The sequence below is a fragment of the Pseudomonas sp. JY-Q genome, assembly GCF_001655295.1.
GTDB lineage: Bacteria > Pseudomonadota > Gammaproteobacteria > Pseudomonadales > Pseudomonadaceae > Aquipseudomonas > Aquipseudomonas alloputida.
On sequence record NZ_CP011525.1, the window covers coordinates 3598140 to 3622907 of the forward strand.

The following is a 24768-nucleotide window of genomic DNA, read 5'->3' on the forward strand; positions in this document are numbered from 1 at the left end:
CAACAACAATGCCCAACAGCGTGCCTGCAATACCCGCGTTGCGCCCTGCCAGCCAAGTCATGGACCTGGCCCGGCTGGGTAGCCACTTCCAGAGCCCGCTAAGCTTCGTGCGCAGCAGCATGCGGCGGATGATGCAGCAGCGCTGGCAAATCCGGCGCAGCTGTTTCGACCTCGATGGCCAAGGCTTCGGCACTGCGATCTACCGCATCGAAACGCCAAACGGCCATTACCACTGCGTGATCTTCTCGGCCTACCTGCCGCCCGAAAAGCGCAGCGATCGGGTCATCGCCGACCAGTGGGACGTCAGCTTCGTGCTGGTGGCCGGCGATGTCGACTCGGCACAACTGGCCGACCTGCAACGCAACGTGCCGCTGCAGGAAGCCGGTCGCTTCGATGCACGCGTGCTGGTGTTGTCGCGGGCCAACCGTAGCTTGCGCAATTTCGACCGGTTTCTGGCGGCGCTGGCAGAAGGACGCCAGCCCGATCCACAACAACTGGCTGAAGTCGGCTACCTGTATCGCACCACCGCGGTGTACGGTAACGGCAAGTTCGGCATCGCAGATTTTGGTTGCCTGCAAGATAACCCGGACTTCAACCAGCCGTTCAGCGCGCAGATGTTCACCGTCTACCTGCTGCGACACTTCAGCATCGAGCAGATCAACCACATGGCCCGGGCACTCGCCCCGCAGCGGGCAGTGCAACTGGCCCCGGCGCTACAACGCTACCTGGGGGTCGGCAACGCGACCGGGCTGGGAATGGCCCCTTTTCTGATCAACCACCCTCAACTGGTGGAGCACTGGATCAGTACGCGGGAAACGGCCCTGGCCCTGGTGCTGGCGCAGTCGGCGGAGCCCGACCAATTGGCACGCCTGCAGCAATTGCTGGCGCGCGCCCAGTTGCACCTGAGCCAGTCCCGGACCGAAGACCAGCGCCAGCATGAGCAGAACCTGCAAACCTTGGCCGAGCTTGCTTTACTGGCCACCTGGCTTGGCACGCAAGCCGACGGCGCGGGCCTTTGGCCGCGTCTGCTGGCCTGGGCGCAATTACACACGGGGGTGGGCTGCCAGGAGCTTCTGGTCAGCCTGCTGCTGGAGCTGTACCCCGAGCAGGTCACGCCCCTGGCCGAGCACATGGGGGTCAACGAAAGCTGGCAGCTGGACGCCCAGATGCCCCTTGGGCAACTGCGCCAGCTCATCGAGCAGCAGTATGGCTGGGCGTTGCGCTACGACTTCAGTGCTGCCGATGCGGAGCACTTCTTCTGGTACCGCTCAGCTGAAAAAGAAGAGCCGCGCCTGGGCATTCGCGCAGAGGAGCCAGGGGCCGAAAAAGAAATGCAGCTGGGTATTGCCCGCAATATCCAGCAGTGCCATGGCGCGCTGCTGGAGCACCTGCAACGGCAGCCTCAGGCGCTGACCGCTCACTTCCTGATCGCCCAACCGAGGTTCAAGGGCGCGGTACGCCGCCTGCAAGGCATGGCAAAAACAAACTTCGGTGAAATCCGTGCCAATCTGCTGGCCCGGGACATGCTGCCGATTCACCTGCTGCGCTGCAAACTGGCATTTTTCGGCGCGGGGAAATTCGACCCAAAGTCAAGCCGCTGGGTGCGTATCACGCTGTTCCAGGGCGCGCCGCTGGTCAGCGACATCGGTCAGCCGTTCGCAGACGACTGGAATTTCGCAGTCATGCCGCAAAGGGAGCTTTGACCATGCGCGTATCGCTTAACGAAATACAGGTGATGTGCCGCAAGGCATTCGAAGGCATGGGCTTCGCCCCGGGCGACTGCGAGGATGCCGCCGAACTCGTGGGCTGGCTGCAACTGCAGGGGCTTGATGGCGTCGGTGCACTGGAAAAGGCGTTGCGTTATCTGCAAGCCGAAGCTGCACAGCCATACGCCTTGTGCCATGAGGATAACGCCCTGCTGGTGATCGACGCCAAGGGCCAGAGCGTATTGCGCTGCGCCGCGACGGTGGTGGAACTGGCGGCAGCCAAGGCCATGCGCTGTGGTCAGGCCGAACTGCGCATCCGCCACTGCCACAACCGTTTGCTGTTGCTGGGCTACCTGAGCCGGGCAGCTGTGCAGGGGCTGCACGTGCAAGCCCGCTGGGAGGACGCCCGCCAATACCACCTGGCCGATTTTACCGCCGGCATGCCGCGCCCGGAACTGAGCAGTGAAGCCCGGCCCCGGGGCATTGAAGCGGCCGCGCAAGACGTAACGGTGCTGTTCACCCGAGCAGGCCAGACCGCCCAGGCGATAACCGACCCGCAACGCACACTGCAGCAAGGTTTTACCGTCAACGAACATACCTGGCAAAGGCTCAGGCAGCTGGCCGAACACATCCTTGTCGAGAGCACCGATGCCTCACGCCGCCACGGTGCAGGCGGCGGCAGCGACGCCGACTGAACACCCTTGCCACTGAGGAAACAACCCATGAAGCATGCAATAAAGACCGAGCTGTTCGCCTCCAGGGCGCCACTGGAATGGGCGGTCGTCGGCAACGGTACGTTGTACACGGCCCAGATCCCAATCGATACGCAGGGCCAGGTGGTTGCCGGCGGCATCGAGGCACAGGCCCGCCAGACACTGGACAACCTGCGCCACACCTTGGAAGCCGCTGGCAGCTCGCTGGATGCCGTGACCCAGGTACTGATCTACGTGACCGACCGCCGCTATCTGGCAACTGTAAATGCCGTGTACGCCGAGTATTTCCAGGCACCCTACCCCAACCGCGCGGCCGTCGTGGTGGCGGGCCTCGCCCGGGAAGAAATGCTGGTGGAGCTGGTGGTCTACGCCTGCCTCTGAGGGCCTGAAGGCGCTCGCCTGGCGATATTCAGCGTGTGTTCAATCGGGTGCCGCCCGCGCGGCACTCGATGCATGCCCCCTTCCCCCCAAGTCATGCACCCGGACTATTCCCATTTTCTGCCGCCGGGCACCGGCTTGCGCCCCATTTCGGTTCAAAACCCGCGCCCGGATCAAAAGCGCCCTCTTTTGATGCGCCGGCCCTTGCGGCCAGGCAGCACACATCGGGTGTGCCCCTCACATTTCCTGCATCGCCAGAACCGCCAGGGGTATTCGGCACTTTTATTGCACAGACCGGTTGTACTCAACGCACAGGCAATCTACCGAGACCGAGGTTAACGCGAGACACAGCTCCCACTTACCCCAGCAAGGCAGCACCCTGAAAGACGCAGATGAACCGCAATGAAGCTGCCGGCAACGGCGGCAAGGAGTGGGTATGTCCCGGGCTTTTTTCAATGAAATGTACGAAGCGAACGGCACTTGCCGCCCGCATTACCAGGAGTTCGCCCGCTGGCTGGCCAACACCCCGCTGGAGTTGCTGGAACAGCGCCGCCGCGAGGCCGACCTGCTGTTTCACCGCGCTGGCATCACCTTCACCTTGTACGGCGACAAGCAGGATACCGAGCGCCTGATCCCCTTCGATATCATCCCGCGCAGCATCCGCGCCAGCGAATGGCGCACGGTCGAGCGTGGCTGCATTCAACGGGTACAGGCGCTGAACCTGTTCCTGCAGGACATCTACCACGACCAGCGCATTCTCAAGGCCGGCATCATCCCGCCAGAGCAAGTGCTGGCCAACGAGGGCTACCAGATCGCCATGCAGGGCCTGGACCTTCACCGTGGGCTGTATGCGCATATTGCCGGTGTCGACCTGGTACGTGACGGCGATGGCAGTTACTTCGTGCTGGAAGACAACCTGCGCACCCCCAGCGGCGTCAGCTACATGCTCGAAGACCGCAAGATGATGATGCGCCTGTTCCCCGAACTGTTTGCCGCCCAGCGCATCGCGCCCATCGATCACTACCCCAACCTGCTGCTGGACACGCTCAAGAGCGCCAGTCCACTGGACAACCCTACCGCGGTGCTGCTCACGCCCGGCCGTTTCAACAGCGCCTATTTCGAGCATGCTTTCCTGGCCCGGGAAATGGGCATCGAGCTGGTCGAAGGCGCCGACCTGTTCGTGCGTGATGAGCATGTCTACATGCGCACCACGGCCGGCCCCCAACAGGTGGACGTGATCTATCGTCGCCTGGACGACGACTACCTCGACCCGCTGTCCTTCAACCCTGACTCCATGCTGGGCGTGCCGGGGCTGATCTCGGTTTACCGCGCCGGCAATGTGGTACTGGCCAACGCCGTCGGCACTGGCGTGGCCGATGACAAATCCATCTACCCCTTTGTCGACGACATGATCCGCTTTTACCTGAGCGAAGAACCGATCCTGAACAACGTGCCGACCTGGCAGTGCCGCAAGCCGGCGGACCTGTCCCATGTACTGGCCCACCTACCCGAACTGGTGGTCAAGGAAACCCAAGGTTCCGGCGGCTATGGCATGTTGGTCGGGCCCGCCTCGACCAAAGCCCAGATCGAGGACTTCCGCGCGCGCATCAAAGCCCGCCCGCACGCCTATATCGCTCAACCGACGCTGTGCCTGTCAACCTGCCCGACCTTCGTCGACAGCGGCATCGCACCGCGTCACATCGACCTGCGCCCGTTCGTGTTGTCGGGCAGTGAAACCCGCCTGGTGCCCGGTGGCCTGACGCGCGTGGCGCTCAAGGAAGGCTCGCTGGTGGTCAACTCGTCGCAAGGCGGCGGTACCAAGGACACCTGGGTGGTGGAGGACTGAGCCATGCTTTCGCGAACCGCTTCCGACCTGTACTGGATGTCCCGCTACCTGGAGCGTGCAGAAAACCTCGCGCGCATGCTCGAGGTCAGCTACTCGCTGTCGCTGATGCCCCAGGCCGGGCGCAGCGACGGCCATGCCGAGCTGGCAATGTCGCTGATGGCCTCGGGCATGCTGGACGACTACCTGCGTCGGCACAAGGAACTCGACACCGAGCGCATGCTGCACTTCTTCGCCCTCGACGCCACCAACCCCAGCAGCATCTATTGCTGCCTGCAGGCCGCCAGGACCAATGCCCATGCAGTGCGCGGCCGAATCACCGCCGACATGTGGGAGAACATCAACGCCACCTGGATCGAAATGCGCAACATTGCCAGCAACGGCCTGGGTCGCTATGGCATCAGCCAGTTCTGCGACTGGGTCAAGGAACGATCACACCTGTTCCGCGGTGCGACATCCGGCACCATCATGCGCAACGATGCCTACAGCTTCATTCGCCTGGGGACCTTCCTGGAGCGGGCGGACAACACCCTGCGCCTGCTCGATTCGCGCTATGAAATGTTCGGCGAGGCCTCCGAAGAGGTCAGCGACGACTCCGCCCGCGGTTATTACCAATGGAGCGCCCTGCTGCGCGCGCTGACCTCGTATGAGGCCTTCAACGAGCTCTATCGCGCCGCGCCCAGTGCCCGGCCGGTGTCCGAGCTGCTGCTGTTGCGGGTGGACGTGCCGCGCTCGCTGCATGCCTGCATCGAGGAACTGGACCTGATCCTGGCGGGCCTGCCGGGCAGTACCGGGCGTGCCGCCCAGCGCATGGCCGCCGAACTGAACGCGCGCCTGCGCTACACCGCAATCGACGAAATCCTTGATGCAGGGTTGCACCCCTGGCTAAGCGACTTCATCGGCCGCATCAACCAACTGGGCCAGGCCGTCCATCACTCCTACCTGGAGGTTGTATGAAACTGTCCATTCGCCACGACACGACCTATAGCTACGCCAGCGACGTGTGCAACAGTATCCAGTTCCTGCGCCTGACGCCGCGCAGCAGCGAACGCCAGCGTATCAATCAATGGCAACTGGACCTGCCCTGCAAGGTCAAGGGCCAGATCGACCCTTACGGCAACATCCTGCATGTGCTGACACTGGACAAACCCCATGGCCACCTGGCGCTTACCGCACACGGCCAGGTCGAGATCGACCCGGATTGCGAACACGAAACCGAGAGCCAGTCCCCCCTGCCGTTCCTGCGCGGTAGCCACCTGACGCTGGCCGACAACACCCTGATTGCTTTCGCCGCCCGGCATTGTGGCAGTCACCGCGACCGGGCAGCACTGATCGGGCTGATGCAAGGCCTGGCCGAGCACATGCCCTACAGCCCTGGGGCCACGTCGGTGGGCACCACGGCCATCGAAGCCTTCAACGGTGGCGCAGGCGTGTGTCAGGACCACACCCACGCCTTCCTGGCCTGCGCACGCAGCCTGGGGGTGCCGGCACGCTATGTGTCCGGCTACCTGTGCACCGAGGACGAACAACACCTGGCCAGCCACGCCTGGGCCGAAGCCTGGGTCGACGAAGCCTGGTACAGCTTCGACATTACCAACCGCCTGACCCGGCCAGAGCGTCACCTGAAGCTCGCGGTGGGCCTGGACTACCTCGATGCCTGTCCGGTCAGGGGCGTACGCCGCGGCGGCGGCGCCGAATCGATGCAGGCCAGCGTCCACGTGCATCGCCAGTGACAGGCTGGCGTCAGACCGGTCTTGCCGCGCGAGTGCGGCAAGACCCTTCCACACGCAACACAAGGGAAACCGCATGACTTACTGTGTCGCCATGCACCTGGAGGACGGGCTTGTCTTCATCAGCGACTCACGCACCAACGCCGGCATCGACCAGATCTCCACGTTCACCAAGTTGTTCGTCTTCAGCGCCCCGGGCGAGCGGCTGATCGTGCTGCAGACCGCCGGCAATCTGGCGACCTCACAGTCGGTGGTAAACCTGCTGCAGCAACGCACCCAGGGCAACGGCCCCCACCTGCTGAACGTTGCCACGCTCTACGATGCAACGGTGCTGGTCGCCGACACCCTGCGCGAGGTGGTCAAAAGAGACCGCAGCAAGCTCACGGCCGATATCGACCTTAGCAGTTCATTCATCGTCGGCGGCCAGATAGCCGGCGGCCCCATGGCCATCTACAACGTGTATGCACAAGGCAATTTCTTCCAGGCCACACCGGACACCCCGTTTCTGCAACTGGGTGAAAGCAAGTACGGCAGGCCAATACTCGACCGCAACCTGGATTACCGCACACCGCTCGATGAAGCGCTGCGCTGCGGCCTGATCTCGTTCGACTCCACCATCCGCAGCAACCTGTCGGTGGGCATGCCGCTGGACTTGCTGGTGTACCGCAACAACAGCCTGGAAAGCATGACGCGCAAGCGCATTACCAGCGACGATGCCTATTACCAGCAGATTCGCAGGCAGTGGAGCGACGGCTTGAAAACCCTGCTGGCCGAACTGCCAGCGCCACCTTATGGCTGAGTAAGCGAACTGTCCAGATCCTTTGGTGCCTGGACAGGCACCTTCGCGGTCTGGCCCGCGCCCACAGGTACTGTGCAAGCCTTGAAGGCTGTGATGGCCTGTGGGAGCGGGCGAGCCCGCGAACAGGCCGGTACAGGCAACACCTCAGTAAAACCAATGTGTAATGTTCGAAACTCCGTGGGTTATCCTGCGCCTTCCCCCCTGTCACGAGCCTGTCATGTCGTGCGCTGCTACACCGGTGCCAATTCACCGCTCCGACCAGACTCCCGCAATGCCGCCCCATGCCATGCATGACATGGGCTCACCTATGGGGTGAGGAGTGATCGTTTGAGTCGATCAAATCGCTGAAATCTAATGGGTGCAAACCAACAAGAAGCTCGCACGGAAGCGATCAGCGATAGAGAAAACCACACGATGACTCCAACGTTCTCATTACTCGTCCTGGGCACCGCGATACTCCTGATCGTCGTCATGATCAGCAAACTCAAAGTACACCCGTTTCTGGCCTTGATGGCCGCAAGCCTGGTGGTCGGTGTCGGCACCGGCATGGCGCCTACGGCAATCGTGGCGGCATTCGAGAAAGGCATGGGCAGCACGCTGGGCTTTCTTGCCGGCATCATCGGCCTGGGCAGTATCCTCGGCAAACTGCTGGAGGAATCCGGAGGTGCCAGGCGCATCGCCACCACACTGCTGAACGGGCTGGGGGAACGCAATGCCTCGTGGGCAATGATGCTCGTCGGCTTCATCGCCGGCATCCCGGTATTCTTCGAAGTCGGCTTCGTCCTGCTGATTCCGTTGATCTACGTGGTTGCACGGCAAACCCGTATCAGCATGCTGTACCTCGGCGTGCCGCTGGCCACCTCGCTGATGGTGGTGCACTGCATTCTCCCGCCACACCCGGCCGCCACAGCCATCACCGGCATGCTCAATGCGGATATCGGTACGGTCATCCTGTACGGCCTGATCGTTGGCCTGCCGACCGCTATCATCGCGGGCCCGGTGTGGGTTCGCTTCACCTGTAACCGTGAAGCCGACGAATCCCAGCAGGCCTTCCTGTCTGCGCGCACGGTGGCTCAAGCAGAAGAGCAGGCAACGCCCGCGTTCGGCATCACACTCACCACCGTACTGCTGCCACTGGTGTTGATGGTCGGCAAAACGTTGGCCGTCACGGTCCTGGACAAGGGCTCTGCGCTGTACGAGTGGGTGGCCTTCCTGGGCAGCCCACTGATTGCCCTGACGCTGTCGGTGGTGTTCGCCTACTGGGCACTGGGCTTGCGCCGCGGCCTGGATATGGCAGACCTGCTGAGCCTGACCCAGCGCTGTTTCCCTCCCCTGGCCGGCATTTTGCTGATCATCGGTGCCGGCGGTGCCTTCAATGACATGCTCGTGGGCAGCGGCATCGGCAAGGCACTGGCCGATGTACTGAACCAGACGCAGCTCAACCCGATCATCCTCGCCTGGTTGATCGCCGGGATCATGCACTTTGCCGTCGGCTCGGCCACCGTCGCGATGATCAGCGCGGCCGGCATGGTAATGCCAATCCTTGGCCAGCACCCGGAATACAACCGGGAAATCCTGGTGATCGCCATCGGCGCCGGCGCCATCGGCTGGACCCACATCACCGACTCGGCGTTCTGGGTGGTGAAGGAGTACCTGGGCCTTTCCCTGAGTGATGCACTGAAGAAGTTCACTGCCGCTACAGTGCTGGCCTCGGTAGTCGCCTTGTGCCTGACCCTGCTCCTTTCGAAGATTGTCTGATCTACTCTGCACATACCGCACTACAGGTGAAATCATGATTCACGGAAAAACCCTGGAAGCCTGGCAACAAAGCCACCCGATCATCGCCGAGCTGGTGGCCCTGAAGCCAACCAGCTGGTTCAACCCTGGCATCGCCAAGGCTGCAGAAGCCCTGCACGACGTGGGCCTGACGGCGGCCGACGTGCAAGTCACCAGCGCGCGGCTGCAGCGGTTCGCGCCTTACCTGGCCACCGTGTTCCCCGAGACGGCAGCGGCCGGCGGGGTCATCGAGTCGCACATCACCCCGCTGCCACAGCTGCGCCAGCTGCTTGTCGAGGAGGGATCGCTGCAGAACGCAGGCAGCCTGTGGCTCAAGGCGGACAGCGACTTGCCTATCTCCGGCTCGATCAAAGCCCGGGGCGGCATCCATGAGGTGCTCAAGCACGCCGAGGACCTGGCCCTGGCTGCCGGCTTGATCACGCCAACGGATGACTACACCAAACTGGCGAGCGACCAGGCCCGCGCATTCTTCAGCCAGTACACGATCGCCGTGGGCTCGACCGGCAACCTGGGGCTGTCGATTGGCATCATGAGCGCCAAGCTGGGCTTCCAGGTGAGCGTGCACATGTCGTCTGACGCCAGGCAATGGAAGAAGGACAAGCTGCGGGCCAACGGTGTCACGGTGGTCGAACACGCCTCCGACTACAGCGTGGCGGTCGAGCAGGGCCGCCAGCAGGCGGCATCCGACCCCAGCTGTTACTTTGTCGACGACGAAAACTCCCCGCAGCTGTTTCTCGGCTATGCCGTGGCCGCCGAACGGTTGGCGCGGCAATTCGACCAGGCGGGCATCCAGGTAAACGCAGATCATCCATTGTTCGTGTACCTGCCGTGCGGCGTAGGGGGCGGCCCAGGCGGTGTTGCGTTCGGGCTGAAACTGGTATTCGGCGATGCGGTGCACTGCATCTTTGCCGAGCCCACCCATTCCCCCTGCATGCTGCTGGGTGTCTATACCGGCCTGCACGATGAAACCAGCGTGCAGGACTTCGGCATCGACAACATCACCGCCGCCGACGGCCTGGCGGTCGGGCGCCCATCAGGGTTTGTCGGCAAAGCCATGCAGCGCCTGATCGATGGTTACTACACCGTGACCGACGAAGAACTGTACCGCTTGATGGTCATCGCCCATGAGCAGGACAAGGTCAAACTGGAACCCTCTGCCCTGGCCGGCGTACCCGGTATGCTGCGGGTGCTGCAAGCAGGCGAGTACCTGGCTCGCCAGAGCTTCACCCCAACCCAGCTGCAGCAGGCTACACACCTCGTCTGGGGGACGGGTGGCAGCATGGTGCCGGACGATGAATTCAACACCTATCTGGCGAAAGGGCGCAGCCTGCAGGCAAATGTGTAACCGCAATCAGCTCACGGCGCAGGAAGGATTGATCAATGAAAAAGCCCGGCGGCGGCGCCGTGAAACTCAATGGCTCGCACCTGGGCAGCCTGCATGTCTTTCTGGTTGCGGCACGCCACTTGAGCTTCTCGCGCGCCGCCGATGAGCTGTGCCTGACGGCCAGTGCCGTGAGTCACCGCATCAATCGCCTGGAGGATGAGCTGGCGCTCAAGCTGTTCCACCGCATGCCGCGCAAGGTCAGCCTCACCGAAGACGGCGAGCGCCTGTTCGCGGTCATGCAACGGACCATGGATGAGTTAAGCGAGGCCGTGCAGGAACGTGCTCACGCCGAAATCGCCGGCCAGTTGACGTTGTATGTGCGCCCGTCAGTCGCACAATGCTGGCTGGTGCCGCGGCTGGCGCAGTTCACCGCCCGCTACCCTGATATCCAGCTGGATATCAGGGTGGGCAACGAGAGCATCGATTACCGCACCCGCAAGATCGACCTGGTCCTGTGTTATTCGGATGGCCATCACCCGGGGTTGCAGAGCATCCACTTGATGGACGAGCGGATCGCCCCGGTGTGCTCCCCCCGTTACGCAGAAACCCATGCATTGACCGGTGACCTGCACCCGCTGGATCATTGCACCGCCTTGCATGACGTAGCGGCCTGGGACAACGCTGCATTCGATGCAGAATGGCAGCTCTGGGCCAACACCACAGGTGCGGGTATCAGCCTCCCGCGCCGATTCCTCACATTCGATCGCTCCGACCTGTGCACGCTCGCCGCGCTGAATCACGTAGGCATCGCCATTGGCCGCGAACAGCTGGTCAAGGATCGCATTGCACGAGGTGAGCTGGTTTTGCCGTTCGGTGGTTTCGTCGACACCCCCAACTATGGCTATTACCTGGTCTACCCGCATCATGACCCGATGCCCAAACGCCTGCAGGTGTTGATCGACTGGCTCGTGAAAGAAGCCTGCACTGACCTGTAGGAGCGACCAGTGCAGGCCCAAGGACTGGGTCAGGCGCGGATGCACTGGGCAAACACCGGCTCTTGCAGATAGGCCACGTTCAGCCGGGTCCAGGGTGTCACGGCCTTCTGGTTGGTCTGGAAGATCGCCCCCGGCGCCAGCATTACCCCCCTGCCCTGCACTTCACGGGTGAGCACGGCAGTATCTTCGATCCCGGGGAAACGCGCCCACAGGTACAGGCTCTGTTCCGGTCGGCAGAACACTTCGGCCCCTAGTTCGTCCAGCACCCGCAACCCACCGGCAGTGGCTTCCCGCACCCGGTCCTGCAGGCGCATCAGGTGCCGCAGGAAGTGCCCTTCGCTGAGGATCACATCCGCCGTGCGCTCGCACAGTTCCGAACAGCTGGTGTGCAGCATCATCTGCAGGTCGGCCAACTCGTCGATGGCCTCCTTGCTGCCCGCGATGTAACCCACCCGCAAGGCCGCCGACACCGATTTGGAAAAACTGCCGATGTACAACGACCGGCGCAACTGGTCGAGCGCCGCCACCTTGAGCGCAGAGCTGGGCTTGAAGTCGGCCAGGGCATCGTCTTCGACCAGCAGCAAGTCGTGCCGCTCGGCCAGTTGCAGCAGGCGGTGGGCCTTGGCCGGGGAGATATCCGAGCCGGTAGGGTTGTGGCACACCGACTGGATGAAGAACAAGCGGGGCCGTTCGACACGCAGCATGGACTCCAGCGCGTCCATGTCCGGCCCATCCGCCAGACGCGGAACGCTCAGCAGCCGCGCGCCGTGGAGTTGCAGCTTGCCGAACAGCGGGTAGTACCCCGGGTTTTCCACCAGCACCGCGTCGCCCGGTACCACGAAGCGGCGGATGATCAGGTCCAGCGCATGGTTGGCGCCGTGGGTGGTCACGATCTGCCGGGGCGTGGCACTGATGGCGTAGCTGGCCAGCTTGCGCACCAGGCTCTGGCGCAGGCCCGGGTTGCCCAGGCGGTTGCCATAGCGGAACAGGTTGCCAGCGCCACTGCGCATTGCCTGCCGGGTGAATTTGTCGAGGCGCATGTCCTGCAGCCAGGCCACCGGCGCAAAACCTTCACCCAGCGGCGCCAGCCCGGGTTCGCGAACGAACTGCTGACGCATCATCCAGATAGTGTCCATTGCCCGGGTGTAAGGCGGCGTCTCATCCACTTCGGCGGCCTGCACCTGCGCGCCCACGAAAAAGCCCTGGCCGTGGCGCGCCTCCACCAGCCCCTTGGAGGCGAGGATCTCGTAAGCGGTTATCACCGTATTCTTCGAATGCCCGTGCAAGCGCATGTATTCGCGCAGCGATGGCAGGCGATCGCCGACCTTCAGCACCCCAGCACGGATCTGCTGCTCAACCGCATCGGCGACCTGCTGGGCAAGGGTGACACGGGGCATCGGCGGGCTCCTGGGCTGCCAGGGGTACAGTCTGGGTACTGTTGGGCAAAACTGTACCTTTAATCAAGGGCACAGTGGCTGCACATTTAGCACCAAGCCGGCGACGCGCTCAAGCGGCCGCCCAACAACAATGACTCCAACGGAGCCTTCATGAGCCTCGACTCCCGCCTGCCCGCTTTCCGCAACCTGTCCCCTGCCGCGCGCCTGGATCATATCGGCCAGCTACTTGGCCTGAGCCACGGCGATGTCAGCCTGCTGGCCAACGCCGGCGCCCTGCCGATGGACATCGCCAACGGCATGATCGAAAACGTCATCGGCACCTTCGAGCTGCCCTTTGCCGTGGCCAGCAACTTCCAGGTCAACGGCCGTGATGTGCTGGTGCCACTGGTGGTGGAAGAACCCTCCATCGTCGCCGCGGCTTCGTACATGGCCAAGTTGGCCCGCGCCAATGGCGGCTTCATCACCTCCAGCAGCGCCCCGCTGATGCGCGCCCAGGTACAGATCGTCGGCATCCAGGACCCGCTCAATGCACGCCTGAGCCTGCTGCGGCGCAAGGACGAAATCATTGAGCTGGCCAACCGCAAGGACCAGTTGCTCAACAGCCTCGGCGGTGGCTGCCGCGATATCGAAGTACACACCTTCGCCGATACCCCGCGCGGCCCGATGCTGGTGGCGCACCTGATCGTCGATGTGCGCGATGCCATGGGTGCCAACACCGTCAACACCATGGCCGAGGCCGTGGCGCCGCTGATGGAAGCGATCACCGGGGGCCAGGTACGCCTGCGCATTCTGTCCAACCTGGCCGACCTGCGCCTGGCCCGGGCCCAGGTGCGCATCACCCCGGAACAATTGAAAACGGCTGAGTTAAGCGGCGAGGCGGTGATCGAAGGCATCCTCGACGCCTACGCCTTAGCGGCGGTCGACCCCTACCGCGCGGCCACCCACAACAAGGGCATCATGAACGGCATCGACCCGCTGATCGTCGCCACTGGCAACGACTGGCGTGCCGTTGAGGCCGGCGCCCATGCGTTTGCCTGCCGCAGTGGCCACTATGGTTCGCTGACCACCTGGGAAAAGGACGGTAACGGCCACCTGGTCGGCACCCTGGAAATGCCGATGCCCGTGGGCCTGGTCGGCGGCGCCACCAAGACGCACCCGCTGGCGCAACTGTCGCTGCGCATCCTGCAGGTGAAAACCGCCCAGGACCTGGCGGAGATTGCCGTGGCCGTGGGCCTGGCGCAAAACCTCGGGGCCATGCGCGCCCTTGCCACCGAAGGCATCCAGCGCGGCCACATGGCCCTGCATGCGCGCAATATCGCCGTGGTCGCGGGTGCCCGGGGCGACGAGGTGGACTGGGTTGCCCGGCAACTGGTAGAAAACCACGATGTGCGTGCCGACCGCGCCGTCGCGCTGCTGAAACAGAAGCGCGGCGAATGACCATGGCCCCGGCGCAAGCGGTAAAGGTGTTTGAAGTCGGCCCGCGTGACGGCCTGCAGAACGAGCGCCAGCCATTGTCGGTGGCCGCCCGCGTAAGTTTGATCGGCGCGCTGGCGTCCACCGGCCTGCGGCATATCGAAGCCGGTGCCTTCGTGTCGCCGCGCTGGGTGCCGCAAATGGCCGGCAGCGAGGAAGTGTTGCGCCAGTTGCCCAACGACGACGGGGTTCGCTACGCAGGCCTGGTGCCCAACCTGCAAGGCTTCCAGGCCGCGCAACGGGCCGGATGCCGCGAGGTGGCGGTGTTCGCCGCCGCCTCCGAGGCGTTCTCGCGCAACAACATCAATTGCTCCATCGATGACAGCTTCGAACGCTTCATCCCCGTGCTGCAAGCAGCCAGGCAAGCCTCTGTCCGTGTGCGCGGTTATGTATCCTGCGTACTCGGCTGCCCATTCAGTGGTGCGGTGACGCCAGAGGCCGTGGCCAAGGTCGCACGGCGCCTGCACGAACTGGGCTGCTACGAGATCAGCCTGGGCGACACCATCGGTGCCGGCCGGCCGGACGCAACCGCGCAGCTGTTCGAGCACTGCGCGCAGCACGTGCCGGTGGCAGCGTTGGCCGGCCATTTCCACGATACCTGGGGCATGGCCATCGCCAATGTTCATGCCGCGCTGGCGCAAGGTGTACGCACCTTCGACAGTTCGGTCGCAGGCCTTGGCGGCTGCCCCTACTCGCCTGGCGCCAGCGGCAACGTGGCCACGGAAGATTTGTTGTACCTGTTGCACGGCCTGGGCTACAGCACCGGTGTCGACCTGGAGGCCGTGGCACGGGTTGGCGTGCACATCAGCGCCCAGCTGGGCACCGCCAACCGCTCCCGCGCCGGCCTCGCCCTGGCGGCAAGGAGCGTCAGCCAGCACTGATTGCGCCCGTAGCTCCCGCACAATAACAACAAGCCCGTAAGGGCAGGAGAAAACCAATGACCCTTGAATGCCGCCTGCAGCCCCTCCACCCGGAGGTGGACCATGGCTGACGACAACCTGTATGAAGTCTGGGGCGACACCGTGGACAGCCGCCACCTGCTCGCCGCCATCGCCATCGGCGCCGCCTGCAGCCTGGGCACGTTTTTTCTGGCTGCGCACTTGCTGACCGGCTGGGTCGAGTCCAGCCAGATGGCCCGCGCCTACGCCATGTTGCTCGGCATTCTCGGCTCACTGCTGGGCGGCGGGGTCAGCGCATGCCTGTTCAAACCCAAGCGCCATGTGGTCGAGCAGGTCGCCGACCCTGCCTGGCGCCAGCAGGTGATCGAAGCGCTGCGCAGCGAGTACGGCGGCATCGGCCAGCTCAGCGACCTGCCGCAAGCGGTACGCAACGAGTTGCGTGAACTGGGCCTGGAGCGCCTGTTCGATGAAGCCGAGCCCGCCAACGCAGCCGTCGCCTGCACAAGCACCGCCGCCCTGAAGCGAGGTGCCGCCTGATGGACGCCCTGTTCGACCAGGTTCTGATAGCCGTGCTGATGGGCGTGATCGGTGCCGTGGTGTTTGCTGCCATCGGCCTGATCTCCGGCAGCGACGAAACCACCACCCTGGCGCCCCTGACCTTGCTGGTGGTACTGCTGGGCGTGCCCGCGGCCGGGGTGTTCACCTTCTTCCTTGCCGGCGCGGTGGCCAAGCACATGACCCATGCGGTACCCACGGCGTTGCTCGGCATCCCCGGAGACACCATGGCTACCCCACTGATGCGCGAAGCGAACTTCCTGCGCAACCTTGGCGTGCCGCATATCGCCCTGCGCAAGATGATCTCCGGCGCGGTGATCGCCGCCCTGGTGGCAGTCCCGTTGGCGGTGCTGTTCGCCGTGCTGCTGGCGCCCTTCGGCGATGCGATCAAACAGGCGGCGCCCTGGGTGTTCCTCGCTGCCGCCACCACCATTGCCTACTTCTCGGCCGGCCGCTGGGCCTCGGTGCTGGCGCTGCTGCCCTTCGTGCTGGTGATCATTGCCTTGCAGACCCTCACCGGCCAGCACGGCGTCAAACTCAGCGTCAGCTACTTTCTGGGTATCGCCATCGGCCCGCTGATCGCCGCCCTGTTTGCCATGCTCGCCCCGGCAGAGCGGGCGCGGATGAAGCGCAGCGAGCAACGCACCTTTGCCCTGTCGCCGGACGTCAAGGGCTGGGGTGGATGGTTCCCCAACCCGTTGAAGGTACTGGACCGCCGCCAGGCCGGCTGGACCTTGGCCACCGCCACGGTGTCCAGTGCCACCTTCGTGTTCAGCCCGGTGGCAATGACGGTAATCCTCGGTGAAGTGGTGGGCTCGCGCATCAAGCACGCCTATCACCGGCTGACCACGGTCATCAGCGTGCGCAATGGTGTTACCGAGTCCACCTACATTGCCGAGGCGCTGATCCCGCTGATCGCCTTTGGCCTGCCGCTCAGCCCGGTAGCCGCCGGGCCGGCCGCACCGCTGTTCAACGCCCCACCACGCTTCACCGTGGACAGCGCCAGCGGGCAGGTGAACAACCTGCACAACCTGCTCAGCGCAAGCGAGTTCCTCGCCTACGGCATGCTGGCGGTCGTGATCGCCATCCTGATTGCCTACCCCTTCTCGATGAACTTCGCCCACCGCGCCGCCTCGTTCGTGTCCCGGCGCATCAGCCACGAGGCGGTGATCGCCACGTTCGTCGGCCTGATCCTGGTGATCGGCCTGTGGGAAGGCGGCTTGCTGGGCCTGCTGGTGATCCTCACGGTCGGCCTGCTGGGTGGCTTCCTGTACCGTTTCATCGGCTTCAACATCGGCGTGCAATTCATGGGCTACTACACCGCCGTGCTCAGCGTGCCGGCCATCGTCGCCCTGTTCGGCTGAACTGACCCTCCCCTGCTCTGCCACGCAGCCACTGCGGCTGCGTGGTTTCACTCGCCTGCAAGAAAGGAACAACAACAATGAATATCCTTTGCCCCCCTTGCCGCATGACGGTGGCTTGCGCTTGCCTGCTGCTTGGCGCCGGCAGCGCCCTGGCCCAAGGCTTCAGCGAAGACGCCAAGGTCGGCCTGACCCTGCGCAACTTCTACATCAACCGCAATTTCGTCGACCCGGCCTACCCCCAGGGCAAGGCCGAAGAATGGACGCAAAGCTTCATCCTCGACGCCCGCTCCGGCTTTACCCAGGGCGTGGTCGGCTTTGGTGTGGATGTGCTGGGGTTGTACTCGGTCAAGCTCGACGGCGGCCGCGGCACTGCCGGTACCCAGTTGCTGCCGGTGCACGACGATGGCCGCCCGGCGGATGATTTCGGCCGCCTGGGTGTGGCACTCAAGGCACGCGTTTCAGCCACAGAGCTGAAGGTTGGCGAATGGTCGCCGATGCTGCCGGTGCTGCGTTCGGACGACGGTCGCTCGCTGCCCCAGACCTTCCAAGGCGCCCAGCTCACCTCCCGCGAAATCGACAACCTGACCCTTTACGGCGCACGTTTGCGTGGCAACAGCCCGCGCAACGACGCCAGCATGGAGGACCTGTTCATGGCCGGTAGGCCCACCGCCACCTCGGACCGCCTGGACATCCTTGGTGCCGAATACCTGTTCAACGAAAAGGCCACCCAACTCGCCGTCTGGCATTCGGACCTGCAAGACATCTACCGCCAACAGTACTACAACCTGATCCACAGCCAGGCCGTGGGCAACTGGACCCTGGGGGCCAACCTCGGCTACTTCGTCGGCAACGACAGCGGCCGCTCGCTGGCGGGTGCGATGGACAACCGCACCACCTCGCTGCTGCTCTGCGCACGTACCGGCGGCCATACCTTGTATCTGGGGCTGCAGCGGGTCAGCGGCGACACCGGCTGGATGCGGGTCAATGGCACTGCCGGCACCAGCCTGGCCAACGACAGCTACAACTCCAGCTACGACAACGCCCACGAGCGCTCCTGGCAGCTGCGCTACGACCACAACTTCGCGGTCGACGGCCTGCCCGGCCTGCAATTCATGACGCGTTACATCAGCGGCGACAACGTGCGCGTCGGCAGCGTGCGCGATGGCAAGGAATGGGGCCGCGAAACCGAGCTGGCCTACACCCTTCAAAGCGGCACATTGCGTGACCTGACCGTGAGGTGGCGCAGTTCAACCTTGCGCAGGGACTTCAGCAGCAATGAGTTCGATGAGCACCGGGTGATCGTGAGTTATCCGTTTTCGATCTTGTAAATGCGCCGGATACTCAGCGACGCAGCAAGGCGACGTTCTCCGGCCAGTTAAGCCTGTGTCATGTCCAAAGCCTCAACAACGCCGCGAACCCGCGTTACAGGTTCGCAGCGTACTGCGTTCAGCGCCGTGGCTCAGGCTATCAGCAAGGAATGCCCGCCAGCGGCCAGACAGGTGCTTGCGTCGCTTTGGCCATGGTGCGTTTGCGCGCCCACTGGGTCAGTGCGGCCATCAGGGCAAAGCCGAGCAGGATCATGACTGGATAGGCCAGCAGCAACTCGGTCAGCGAATACTTCCAAGCCAGCGGCCGACCGACACCCAACATTGCCGCATATAACCAGGACACACCGGACAACGCGCCGGAGAACAGTGCAAACATGCGCACGCCGATATTCAGGTCAAGCAAAGAGCCCGCCTTGAGTAACGCCGGCAAGACATAACGATGCAACAACATGCCATTGAATGTCAGCAACAGGACAATAATAACTTTGGCGTGAAGTTTCGGATTGGCAAAGTAACCCATGCCTTTTTCAAGGTAGTCGATACCGATGACGGCAGCCCCCGTGAGCCACAAGAACATCAAGGCGTTCGTTACAGACTTCTGCAAACGTGCCATATGCCTACCGTCATGCCCGGCCTGTTGATGCCCCTTCAACAAGTCCCTGACCATCTCGGCATCGCTGGCAAACACCAGCCCGATGGCAACGCAGCAGGCCAGCAAATGAACATAAATAACCGACAACCGCACCAGCTCCATGGATTCTTTCTGCCCGAACAGGCTAATAATTGTATTAAACTCCACGTCGAATTCTCCACGTAATGCATTAGCGCTAGCGGGCCGTGCTACAGGCGTGCGAACGGCGTGATCGCAACGGCAAGACCCCATTCATATCGTTAATTGAAACAGCGGATTGAAACATGAATACACAGCGACTCAACCGTTGAGCCTCGGTTGGGCATAGGCGTTACTCCATGATCAGAAACAATAAAAATCCCCATGTGCATCCCTGCGATCCACATGAGTTTTAAGGTTGATAACTTCCTGAAAGATGCCAGGTGCAGTTCCTGCGAATACACCTGCTGGCCAATATGAGCCACCAGCAGGGTAATCGTTCATTTCTTGAGCAAAAGCACCGACCAGCGGTATTTAAAGCCGCATTAGTTAGTTTGCTAACTTCTTGCAAGCTGACCGAATGGTAAAGTTTTTTGATCACTGGATCCAAACGTCGCAACGGGCCTTCACGGCTCTACTTCGTTGTTCGCAGGGCAACTCCAAATCAGGGGGTTATACAGCGCCAGCCCATTTCATCTTTTCGCGGGCAAGCCCGCTCCCACAGGTACAGCGCAGGCTTCAGGCAAATGCAGTTCCCGCGCCCCTAATGAGCCCTGCGCAATCAATGCACCAGGAGCAACTGGCTCAATACAGCTCGCAATTTTCCCGGTTTCACAGGTTTGTTCAGTAGCGGCGCCCCCAATTTCTGCAAGCCCCGCCGGCATTGATCGCTGCGGTCGGCGGTGATGATCACCGCCGGTATGGCAACCGCAAAATGCTCACGCAAATACCTGACCACCTCGCAACCCACCACGCCATGGTCCAGGTGGTAGTCGGCCAGGATCAGTTCCGGGGCCTGCCCCTGCAAGGCCAGCAAGGCACCTGCCTGGTCGGTCGCGGTCACCACTTCGCAGCCCCACTGCCCAAGCAGCGCGCCCATGCTCTCGAGGATGCTCACTTCGTTGTCCAGTACCAACAGGCGGCGGCCCGGTAGCGGGTTGCCGACGCTTGGCAGCGGCACAGCCTGGTGAGCGGCCAGCGGCACCTCTTTACCCAGCGGGACCTCGATGCTGAACACCGAACCACGCCCCGGCCACGAACGTACCTCAATCCGGTAGCCGAGAATCTTGGCAATCCGCTCGACGATGGCCAACCCCAGGCCAACGCCCTTGCGATCCGCTGCGCGGCCAACGTCCAGCTGGTTGAACTCGAGAAATATGGCCTGCAGCCGGTCCTGCGCTATGCCCCGCCCGGTATCCCACACCTCCAGCCGCAAATGACCACCGCGGCGCCTCGCCCCCAGCAAGATCCGGCCTTCGTCGGTGTAGCGGCAGGCGTTGCTGAGGAAGTTGCGCAGGATACGCGTCATCAGTCGCAGGTCAGTGCTGATGGCACAGTCCGGGATGCGCGCATGCAGCTTCAGGCCCGCCGCATCGGCCACTGAGCTGAACTCCGAGACCAGCGGCGCGAACAGCTCGTCCAGGCGGTACACGGCCACATCCGGCTTTACCGCCGCCTGGTCGAGCCGGGAAATGTCCAGCAGGTCGGTCAGCAGGTCTTCCGCGCCCTCCAGGGCCTGGTGGGTCCGCTCCACCAGCACATGCTCGGCCTCTGGCAATGGCCGCTCGCGCAGGGTCGAGATCAGCAAACGGGCGGCGTTCAGCGGTTGCAGCAGGTCATGGCTGGCGGCGGCGAGGTATTTGTCCTTGCTGCGGTTGGCAGCTTCAGCAGCATCGCGCGCCTCCAGCAATTCATCGGTACGCGCAGCGACCCGTTGCTCCAGTTCGTCATTGAGCTGTTGCAGGCGTTGCTGGGCCAGCTTGCGTTCGGTGATGTCGGCAACGAACCCCTCCACCAGCCCTTCATGGCCGGGTTTTAGCAGCAGGTTCATGAGCACATCGAGATGGCTGCCGTCCTTGCGCCGCAAACGGGTTTCGTAGCCGTGCAGGCTGTGCTCACGGGCGAGCACTGCGGTAATGGCCTGTAACTCCTCGGCACCGCCGTCAAACAGGTTGGCGGCCAGGTCCGTCAGGGAAAACAGCACCGATTGCGGGTCGTCATAGCCGAGCATGCGCGCCAACGCCGGGTTGGCGGCACGCATGCCGTCCTGAAGGCTGGCCTGGAAAATACCGTGCACGGCGTTTTCGAACAGCCATTTGTAACGGTTGCGTTCGGCTTCCAGTTCGTCCAGGCGGGCGGACAGCTCCGGGTAATGGCTTTTGCGCGCCGAGTGGTCACCCAGCCCCAGCAGCCCGGCCAACGCCCGCTGCTGCTCGTCAGAGGGCCTCGCCATAAACGACCTCGACATCACGCTGGCTGGACGCACGGGGGTTGGTGAGGATGCACGGGTCATCCATCGCATGTTGCGACAGGAACGGAATGTCCGCGGTGCGCACCCCGTGCAGGCCCAGGGTTTCATGGAAGCCGATGGCACGCTTCAGGGCAATCAGGTGCTCTACCAACCGCCCGCAGATCTGCCGGTGATTGAGACCGCGGCAGTCGATACCAAACACTTCGGCGATCACTTTGAAACGCTCCGGCGCCGAGCTGTAGTTGAACGCCACCACGTGCTCCACCAGCACAGCGTTGCACAAGCCATGGGGCAAGTCGAGGAAGCCGCCCAGGCTGTGCGACATGGCGTGCACTGCGCCCAGGATCGCATTGGAGAACGCCAGCCCCGCCTGCATGCTGCCGAGCATGATCTTTTCACGCAGTGCAATATCGGTGGGGTTGGCGATCATCTCCACCAGGTTGCCATTGATAAGGCGCATGGCTTCCAGCGCATGGGGATCGGTCAGCGGCCCGTGGCCGGTAGACACGAAGGCCTCGATGGCATGCACCAACGCATCGATGCCGGTACAGGCCGACAGGAACGGGTCCATGCTCAGGGTGGTCTGCGGGTCGATCAGCGACACGTCCGGCACCACCGCCTTGCTGACGATTGAGAACTTCATGCGTTCCTGCTGGTTGGAAATGATCACGAACTGCGACACGTCCGCCGAGGTGCCGGCGGTGGTCGGAATCAGGATCAGCGGCGGGCTGGGCACGCGGATCATGTCCACGCCCTCGAATTCGAGGATGCTGCGCCCATGGGCCACCACGATGCCGATGGCCTTGCCGCAATCCATCGGGCTGCCGCCACCGACGGCGACGATCACGTCACAGTGGTTCTGCCGATAGATTTCGGCGCCGAGCATCACCTCTTCGACCCGCGGGTTGGGTGACACCGCTGTGTACAGGCAGTAGTCGATACCCTGGGCCTGCAGGCTGGCCTCCACATCCGCCACCCAGCCGGCCGCGATCACGCCAGGGTCGCTGACCACCAGTACCTTGCGCGCACCGAAGGTTTTGGCGTAATTGGCCACATTGTGCCGGCAGCCGGCACCAAAGATGATTTCAGGCGATACGAATTTGCGAAGGGGGCTGAAACTCTGGCTCATCGGTAAGCCTGTTCTTATTGTTCTGGAAGATAACCGCCAGCGTAAAGCATCCCACCACGAAAGCAACCAGACCAAAGCGGGGCTACCGGTCATTCTATCCAGGATTTGGCGCGGGCCACCTCCAGAAACGCCAGTACGTCCTCTTCGAGCCCCGGTACATCGGGGAAGCGTTGTGCCAGGCGGTCGATGACCGTTGCCACGGTACTGTGGCCGTCCAGCAGCGCCAGGACCCAGCCGGCACTGGCATTGAGCTCGATGATGCCCCCGGCGTACAACAGCACGTGGCAAGCCTTCTGTGGCTCCCAGTCCAGGCGCAAGCCTCGCCCCAAGGCAAGGGCTTGCTGGCGATCAATCAGGTTCACAGGCACATGCTCCAGGAGGATCCGGCCACCGTGGCGATGGCCGGGCCGTCATCAACGGTTGGCGAAATACATCGTCACTTCGAAGCCAATGCGCAGGTCGGTATAGGCGGGTTTAGTCCACATAGGGCAAGTCCTCTTCTTGTGCCGGAGGATTCCGGTAGAAGCATTAATGCACGGGGGCGGACCGGACCGAATGCTACTTTGGAACGAGCTGGCGGGGTGCGTTGGTACGGGTAGGCCGTTACGTGTGCCGGCCTCTTCGCGGGCAAACCCGCGCCCACAGGTTCTGCACCGGTTCTGGAACCAGCGGTGAACCTGTGGGGGCGGGCGAGCCCGCGAAGGCCGCGACGCGGTTTAGAAGAAGCCCAGCGGATTGATGTCGTAGCTCACCAGCAGGTTCTTGGTCTGCTGATAATGGTCAAGCATCATCTTGTGGGTCTCACGGCCAACACCGGACTTCTTGTACCCCCCGAACGCCGCATGCGCCGGGTACAGGTGGTAGCAGTTGGTCCACACACGGCCAGCCTTGATGCCGCGGCCCATGCGGTAAGCGCGGTTGATGTCGCGGGTCCACAGGCCGGCGCCCAGGCCGAATTCACTGTCGTTGGCGATCGCCAACGCTTCGGCTTCGTCCTTGAAGGTGGTCACGCCCACCACTGGCCCGAAGATTTCTTCCTGGAACACGCGCATCTTGTTGTTGCCCTTGAGCAGGGTTGGCTGAATGTAGTAACCGCTGGCCAGGTCACCCTGCAGCCGCTCGGCACCACCGCCGGTGAGCAGCTGCGCGCCCTCCTCCCGGGCAATCTCCAGGTACGAAAGGATCTTGTCGTACTGTTGCTCGGACGCCTGGGCACCCACCATGGTTTCGGTATCCAGCGGGTTGCCGCGGGTGATCTTGGCGATCTTCTTCATCACCTCGGCCATGAACGGCTCGTAGATCGACTCCTGGATCAGCGCCCGTGACGGGCAGGTACACACCTCGCCCTGATTGAAGAACGCCAGCACCAGGCCTTCGGCAGCCTTCTCGATAAACGCCGGCTCGGCCTGCATGATGTCTTCGAAGAAAATGTTCGGCGACTTGCCACCCAGTTCGACGGTGGACGGAATGATGTTCTCGGCCGCGCACTTCATGATGTGCGAGCCCACCGGGGTGGACCCGGTGAACGCGATCTTGGCAATGCGCTTGCTGGTGGCCAGCGCCTCGCCGGCCTCACGGCCAAAGCCCTGGACGATGTTCAGTACGCCTGCCGGCAACAGGTCGGCGATCAGTTCGGCAAAGACGGTAATCGACAGCGGCGTCTGTTCCGCGGGCTTGAGCACCACGCAGTTGCCAGCGGCCAAGGCCGGGGCGAGCTTCCAGGCGGCCATCAGCAGCGGGAAGTTCCACGGGATGATCTGCCCCACCACACCCAGCGGCTCGTGGATGTGATAAGCCACGGTACCTTCGTTGATTTCGCCTACGCCACCCTCCTGGGCGCGGATGCAACCGGCAAAATAGCGGAAGTGGTCCGCTGCCAGCGGCACGTCGGCATTCAAGGTTTCGCGTATGGCCTTGCCGTTGTCCCAGCTTTCGGTAACCGCCAGCACTTCCAGGTTCTGTTCGATGCGGTCGGCAATTTTGAGCAGTACCCGCGCACGGTCTTGCACCGAGGTCTTGCCCCAGGCTTCGGCGGCGGCATGCGCGGCGTCCAGGGCGCGCTCGACGTCCTGGGCCGTGGAGCGCGGGAATTCGGCAATCGGCTGGCCATTGACCGGCGAGCTGTTGGTGAAGTACTGGCCAGCCAACGGCTGCACGAACTCGCCACCGATGAAGTTGCCATAACGGGGTTTGAAGGATACGACGGCGCCTGGAGTTCCGGGTTGTGCGTAGATCATGCTGAGCCTCTGCGGGTCGGT

At 63.1% G+C, this 24768-nt stretch carries 21 protein-coding genes and 1 pseudogene; 15 read left to right on the top strand and 7 right to left on the bottom strand.

Annotation, left to right across the window (positions count from 1 at the left end):
- Nucleotides 1-8 precede the first annotated feature (8 nt).
- The 10 genes from AA098_RS16350 (at nt 9) to dsdC (ending at nt 11285) form a co-directional block, all read left to right on the top strand.
- Nucleotides 9-1703, top strand: a complete 1695-nt coding sequence (locus tag AA098_RS16350; protein WP_004576484.1) for a hypothetical protein — start codon at nt 9-11, stop codon at nt 1701-1703.
- Between the two features lie 2 nt (nt 1704-1705).
- Nucleotides 1706-2401, top strand: coding sequence for a DUF3726 domain-containing protein (locus AA098_RS16355; RefSeq protein WP_004576483.1), 696 nt, complete (start codon nt 1706-1708; stop codon nt 2399-2401).
- Between the two features lie 27 nt (nt 2402-2428).
- The gene (locus tag AA098_RS16360; protein ID WP_003254071.1) at nt 2429-2800 is read left to right on the top strand and encodes a RidA family protein; all 372 of its coding nucleotides are present in this window, start codon (nt 2429-2431) and stop codon (nt 2798-2800) included.
- 433 nt (nt 2801-3233) lie between these two features.
- A complete protein-coding gene (locus AA098_RS16365; RefSeq protein ID WP_003254073.1) occupies nt 3234-4643 on the top strand; it encodes a circularly permuted type 2 ATP-grasp protein in 1410 nt (469 codons plus the stop codon).
- A 3-nt stretch (nt 4644-4646) separates the two neighbouring features.
- Complete coding sequence (locus AA098_RS16370; protein ID WP_003254074.1) at nt 4647-5597, top strand: alpha-E domain-containing protein; 951 nt, start codon at nt 4647-4649, stop codon at nt 5595-5597.
- A complete protein-coding gene (locus AA098_RS16375; protein WP_004576480.1) occupies nt 5594-6373 on the top strand; it encodes a transglutaminase family protein in 780 nt (259 codons plus the stop codon). The genes AA098_RS16370 and AA098_RS16375 overlap by 4 nt, the downstream gene beginning before the upstream one ends.
- Before the next feature lie 73 nt (nt 6374-6446).
- Nucleotides 6447-7169 (top strand): proteasome-type protease, encoded by a 723-nt coding sequence (locus AA098_RS16380; RefSeq protein WP_054888213.1) that lies wholly within the window; start codon nt 6447-6449, stop codon nt 7167-7169.
- A gap of 414 nt (nt 7170-7583) precedes the next feature.
- Nucleotides 7584-8927, top strand: a complete 1344-nt coding sequence (locus AA098_RS16385; protein ID WP_060545000.1) for a gluconate:H+ symporter — start codon at nt 7584-7586, stop codon at nt 8925-8927.
- Between the two features lie 34 nt (nt 8928-8961).
- Entirely contained in the window at nt 8962-10311 is a 1350-nt protein-coding gene (locus AA098_RS16390) for a D-serine ammonia-lyase (RefSeq protein WP_060538202.1), read from the top strand.
- A gap of 35 nt (nt 10312-10346) precedes the next feature.
- Nucleotides 10347-11285, top strand: a complete 939-nt coding sequence (gene dsdC / locus AA098_RS16395; protein WP_014756321.1) for a DNA-binding transcriptional regulator DsdC — start codon at nt 10347-10349, stop codon at nt 11283-11285.
- Between the two features lie 29 nt (nt 11286-11314).
- Here the strand turns inward: dsdC and AA098_RS16400 are convergent, their stop codons facing one another.
- Nucleotides 11315-12682: a PLP-dependent aminotransferase family protein gene (locus AA098_RS16400; RefSeq protein WP_064614776.1), complete on the bottom strand. Its 1368-nt coding sequence runs from the start codon at nt 12680-12682 to the stop codon at nt 11315-11317.
- A 141-nt stretch (nt 12683-12823) separates the two neighbouring features.
- On the opposite strand from AA098_RS16400, the pseudogene AA098_RS16405 reads away from it, so the two are divergent.
- From AA098_RS16405 to AA098_RS16425, 5 genes and pseudogenes are all read left to right on the top strand, one after another.
- Nucleotides 12824-14119: pseudogene (locus AA098_RS16405) on the top strand (hydroxymethylglutaryl-CoA reductase, degradative); the annotation flags it as partial.
- A gap of 2 nt (nt 14120-14121) precedes the next feature.
- Nucleotides 14122-15036 (top strand): hydroxymethylglutaryl-CoA lyase, encoded by a 915-nt coding sequence (locus tag AA098_RS16410; RefSeq protein ID WP_195743560.1) that lies wholly within the window; start codon nt 14122-14124, stop codon nt 15034-15036.
- A gap of 102 nt (nt 15037-15138) precedes the next feature.
- Nucleotides 15139-15591: a hypothetical protein gene (locus AA098_RS16415; RefSeq protein ID WP_064614778.1), complete on the top strand. Its 453-nt coding sequence runs from the start codon at nt 15139-15141 to the stop codon at nt 15589-15591.
- Nucleotides 15591-16973 (top strand): tripartite tricarboxylate transporter permease, encoded by a 1383-nt coding sequence (locus tag AA098_RS16420; RefSeq protein WP_177342682.1) that lies wholly within the window; start codon nt 15591-15593, stop codon nt 16971-16973. Before AA098_RS16415 ends, AA098_RS16420 begins: the two co-directional genes overlap by 1 nt.
- A 104-nt stretch (nt 16974-17077) precedes the next feature.
- The gene (locus AA098_RS16425; RefSeq protein WP_047603004.1) at nt 17078-18301 is read left to right on the top strand and encodes an OprD family porin; all 1224 of its coding nucleotides are present in this window, start codon (nt 17078-17080) and stop codon (nt 18299-18301) included.
- A 139-nt stretch (nt 18302-18440) separates the two neighbouring features.
- Here AA098_RS16425 and AA098_RS16430 read toward each other — a convergent pair whose 3' ends face one another.
- From AA098_RS16430 to AA098_RS16450, 6 genes are all read right to left on the bottom strand, one after another.
- Nucleotides 18441-19055, bottom strand: coding sequence for a hypothetical protein (locus tag AA098_RS16430; RefSeq protein ID WP_017147696.1), 615 nt, complete (start codon nt 19053-19055; stop codon nt 18441-18443).
- A 637-nt stretch (nt 19056-19692) separates the two neighbouring features.
- The gene (locus AA098_RS16435; RefSeq protein WP_064614779.1) at nt 19693-21363 is read right to left on the bottom strand and encodes a NahK/ErcS family hybrid sensor histidine kinase/response regulator; all 1671 of its coding nucleotides are present in this window, start codon (nt 21361-21363) and stop codon (nt 19693-19695) included.
- Complete coding sequence (gene ercA, locus AA098_RS16440) at nt 21347-22510, bottom strand: alcohol dehydrogenase-like regulatory protein ErcA (protein WP_003254086.1); 1164 nt, start codon at nt 22508-22510, stop codon at nt 21347-21349. The genes AA098_RS16435 and ercA overlap by 17 nt, the downstream gene beginning before the upstream one ends.
- Before the next feature lie 89 nt (nt 22511-22599).
- Nucleotides 22600-22872 carry a pyrroloquinoline quinone biosynthesis peptide chaperone PqqD gene (gene pqqD / locus AA098_RS16445; protein ID WP_003254087.1) on the bottom strand — a complete coding sequence of 91 codons (273 nt, stop codon included), beginning with the start codon at nt 22870-22872 and terminating at the stop codon, nt 22600-22602.
- 51 nt (nt 22873-22923) lie between these two features.
- The gene (pqqA, locus tag AA098_RS28565) at nt 22924-22995 is read right to left on the bottom strand and encodes a pyrroloquinoline quinone precursor peptide PqqA (RefSeq protein WP_003243383.1); all 72 of its coding nucleotides are present in this window, start codon (nt 22993-22995) and stop codon (nt 22924-22926) included.
- 231 nt (nt 22996-23226) lie between these two features.
- A complete protein-coding gene (locus tag AA098_RS16450; RefSeq protein WP_003254088.1) occupies nt 23227-24747 on the bottom strand; it encodes an aldehyde dehydrogenase family protein in 1521 nt (506 codons plus the stop codon).
- Nucleotides 24748-24768 lie beyond the last annotated feature (21 nt).